This window comes from uncultured Aquimarina sp., from assembly GCF_947492965.1.
In the GTDB taxonomy this organism is placed as follows: domain Bacteria; phylum Bacteroidota; class Bacteroidia; order Flavobacteriales; family Flavobacteriaceae; genus Aquimarina.
This window is the reverse complement of sequence record NZ_CANLOZ010000023.1, coordinates 1-4022: the sequence shown is the minus strand read 5'-3', so window position 1 is coordinate 4022 and position 4022 is coordinate 1. Positions and strand designations below refer to the sequence as shown.

The window sequence follows — 4022 nt, the reverse complement described above, 5'->3', positions numbered from 1 at the left end:
AGTTAGCAACCAATGCGCAGAAAAATCAAAAAGCAGGGTAACATTTTGCCCTGCTACGACACATATATTAAACGTTGGCTACAAATCAAATGAAAAATTTTATATTCATATTAATTGGATTTCTTTGTTTAAATACAAATGCCCAATTAATCAACGATGAATCTTATTTAGATTTAGAATTTTTAAAATTTAAAACAGATCTATTACACTGTGTAATCCAAAAGGATAAAGAAAAATTAAAAAACTTTCTGGCAGATCGTGTATTTGAAAGTAAAGATACGTGTGGATATCCTGGTTGTACGAAGGATGAATTTATCAAATATTATTTTGATGAAAGTTCAGAAGAATCTTGGAAAGATATGTTAACTGTTTTAAGATTTGGATTTAGTAGAATTGAAGATGAAAACCCCAACAATATTATCCCGCACGACAAAATAATATTTCAAGGACCTTCGTATTTAAAAAAAATAGATACGGATAACGAAATAATAGTACTTGGAGAGAATGTAAATATTAGAGAAAAACCAAGCTTGAAAGGAACAATTATAAGACAATCATCTTTCGAAAAGTTTAGCTGCGACTGCAATATTATTACAATGAAGAAAAGCACATATCAAACGATTGACGGAATAAATTGGCTGGAAATAAAACTTAAATCCGGACAAATTGGATACATTTCTGCAGATTTAACTTCATATTCGGTAATAAAAGAAATGACTATTGCAAAAATAAATGGAAAGTGGAAAATAATATCTTTTTTCAACCCTCCAGGTTGTTAAAAAACTGTAGCCAACACCATATATGTGATCATAGCAGCAAAGTGATCAATCGAAAGGTCATCGTATATTTATGAAGGCGCAATGATAGCAGAAAGTAAAAGTTAGCAACCAATGCGCAGAAAAACCGAAAAGCAGGGTAACATTTTACTCTGCTACGACACATATATTAAACGTTATCCGTGCATTTTAGAAATCTGAAAAGCAAAACGAAAGCAACGAACGGTTAACCACCCAATAACCTGAGTATTTTTGTGATGGTTAAGGTCTAATCGAAGAAAAAGCGATAAGAAAAACCAAAATTGAGGAGGTTTACGCAAGTAAAACGTGCTAAAAAATCGCTTTTTTGGCTGATCAGCTTCTGACGAAAAAAAGTTCAGGTTCATTTGGTAAGATCTGTCACTAATCCAATGATTGCAAGGTGATCGCGAGAAGAAAAAATAAAATTGACGGAGCAGTAACGCAAGTAGTATCACCTTGCTTGGCTAGTCTAGTAAGGTTAGTGACTGAAAAAAGAACGCACGATAACAAGATATATGTGCCATAGCAGCAAAGTGATCAATCGATTGGTTGTTGTATATTTATGAAGGCTCAATGCTTGCAAAATGGAAAAGTTAGCAACCAATGAGCAGAAAAATCATAAAACAGGGTAACATTTTGCTCTGCTACGACACATATATTAAACGTTAGCTACAATTATCTGATAATGAAAAAAGAACATCGGAAAATAATTGAACATATTTCTACTTATCTGAATGAAAATCCTGAACAAAGGTTTGGTCAGGCCATTTTCAACCTTAAAATCAATGAATTCATTGATGAGAAAGATTTAATGAATCCTAAATATCAACTTAGAGATATTCACAATGACTCTGATGAAAAAATACTCGAAAGAATTGAATCTCAACTAAAGTGGTTTAACAAACAAAAAGAAGATTTATAGTTTGATGAGATTGTCTTGTAAAAAATGTTTAATGAGGGAATTTGAAGTTCCAAATTTCACATCAGAAGAGAAAAAAATCCTTTCTGAATTAAAAGCGAATAATAAACTCGGAGAGTTAATACAAAAAATAGAATCACTCTATGACATAGAAAGTATTGACGCTAAATTCTCATTTATGCACATTAATAAAGAGTACGGAAAGTGCAACCGTTGTAATATAGATTCTCTTGAAGGAGAATATGTTGAATGTCCTAAATGTACAGCTTTAAATTTCAACTGGAAAATAGAAAAATAAAAAGTAGCTAACACGATATATGTGATCATAGCATCTAGGTGATGAATCGAAAGGTTATTGTATTTTTGGTAAGGCGCAATGCTCGCAGAAAGTAAAAGTTAGCAATCAATGCGCAGAAAAATCGAAAAGCAAAGTAACATTTTGTCCTGCTACGACACATATATTAAACGTTGTGTGCAATACAAAAAAAATGTACTCGAAAAAAGACAGAATTGAAGTTCAAGAAGCTATAATCAATTTCGCTAAATCGGATTCAAAAATCATCGATTGTGCAATAGTTGGTTCAGAATCTGTAGGAAATGATGATAAATGGTCTGATATTGATTTGACGTTTGGATACGAAAACGAAGCAGATGCAAACCAAGTATTGAGAGAGTGGAGCAAAATGATGTCGGAAAGTTTCGATGCAAATAGGCTATTTGACATTTCTTATAAAGAGTCACTTTATCGGGTATTTCTTTTGCCGAATGGTTTGCAGGTTGATTTATCCTTCACGCCAAGCAAATATTTTGGAGCGATAACAGATAAATTTAAACTGATATTCGGCCAAGAAAAAGAAAGAGAGTTTAAATCACTTCCAGAAATTAATTTAATTGCAGGATATTCAATTTTATTCGCTTTGAAAACAAGAACTTCCATCGAAAGAGAAAATTATTGGCAAGCAGAATACTATTTATCCAAGTGTAGAGAAAATGTAATGGTACTGAAATGCTTAAAAGAAAGTAAAAACCCTTTTGATGGTAGGAGTTTTGATAATTTACCGAATGATTTTTTAAGACAGATGCAAAATTGTCTTCTGATTGAGCTAAGTAGAGTAAACTTGCGGACCAGTCTAAAAAATTTGATTCAAATTCTAATAAAAGAATTGTCTTCAATAAACAGCCTAAAACATAAATTTATTAACGAATTGAAAATAATCGGGGCTTAAGTACTGCACACAACACGGGCTATACGCAATTGCTCGTTTCTTGCTCACCCGAAAATTTCTGCGAAATTTTCTATGGTTTGGGTATCTTTGGGAAGACAAGGCTAAGGCACGCAACTGCGCATAGCCTAAACCGTTGTAAGCAATCTAAACTCACTAAAAATGTTTTTTCCTTCAGATACAAAATACAAACAAACAAAACTTATTAAACAAGGAAAAAGTAGAATTGAAGAAAAATTTAAGCTTCTTTCAAAATGGATTTCTGAAAATTATAATGTAAGAGTACTTAATATTCAAGAGAATCTTGATGAAGATAACGATAGATTAACGATTGATGTGCATGTAGAAACTATTGAAGAGGAACTTAAACTTACAATGAGTGAAGAGTATTACTTCAATGATATTACTATTAACAAACAGAAAGAGATTACAGAGAAATATATTCAAATCATAAATCCCTCAAATAACCCAAGTATATCTCCAAAAATAAAGGATATATCTATTTATTGTTTCGCTTTTGAACGAATTGCCAAAGAGGAAGTTAACTTATTAATCCCTGAAAAAAGAATTAAGGAAATTTACAAAGAATTAGAACTTCCCGAAATTTGGACAATTTCTAGGTTTTTTGAATATGCTACCTTATTTGTTTATAAGGATGGACAAAAAGATAACATTAAAAATTCAACTAAATTCAAGCTGATAGAAGACAAATATTTTGACCTATTAAATGAATACGATGAGTTCAATTATTGGGAAAGGGAAAGCTTTAAAATGAGATTAGACTCAAAACAAAATTTTGACGATAATTATGAAAGTAATTGGATTAATTATTATAATTAAAAACTGCTTACAACAACATATATGTGCCATAGCAGCAAAGTGATCAATAGATTGGTTGTTGTATATTTATGAAGGCGCAATGCTTGCAAAAGGTAAAAATTAGCAATCAATGCGCAGAAAAACCGAAAAACAGGGTAACAATTTGCTCTGCTACGACACATATATAAAACGTTGTACACAATTCTATGAAAAAAAATACTAGAATATTATTATCTGGAATTTTACTGATTTTAACTTCTTGTA

The 4022-nt window shown here is 31.3% G+C and carries 5 protein-coding genes; all 5 read left to right on the top strand.

Annotated features, from left to right (window positions below):
• Positions 1-89 precede the first annotated feature (89 nt).
• The 5 genes from Q1B37_RS24120 to Q1B37_RS24100 all read left to right on the top strand — a co-directional run bounded on the left by Q1B37_RS24120 (position 90) and on the right by Q1B37_RS24100 (position 3779).
• Entirely contained in the window at positions 90-779 is a 690-nt protein-coding gene (locus Q1B37_RS24120; protein WP_299903322.1) for an SH3 domain-containing protein, read from the top strand.
• A 703-nt stretch (positions 780-1482) separates the two neighbouring features.
• Positions 1483-1719: a hypothetical protein gene (locus tag Q1B37_RS24115; RefSeq protein WP_299903320.1), complete on the top strand. Its 237-nt coding sequence runs from the start codon at positions 1483-1485 to the stop codon at positions 1717-1719.
• A gap of 31 nt (positions 1720-1750) precedes the next feature.
• On the top strand, positions 1751-2014 hold the full coding sequence (locus tag Q1B37_RS24110) for a hypothetical protein (RefSeq protein ID WP_299903318.1): 264 nt from the start codon (positions 1751-1753) through the stop codon (positions 2012-2014).
• Positions 2015-2204: 190 nt separating this feature from the next.
• Positions 2205-2942 (top strand): hypothetical protein, encoded by a 738-nt coding sequence (locus Q1B37_RS24105; protein WP_299903316.1) that lies wholly within the window; start codon positions 2205-2207, stop codon positions 2940-2942.
• 159 nt (positions 2943-3101) lie between these two features.
• Positions 3102-3779, top strand: a complete 678-nt coding sequence (locus Q1B37_RS24100) for a hypothetical protein (RefSeq protein WP_299903314.1) — start codon at positions 3102-3104, stop codon at positions 3777-3779.
• Positions 3780-4022 lie beyond the last annotated feature (243 nt).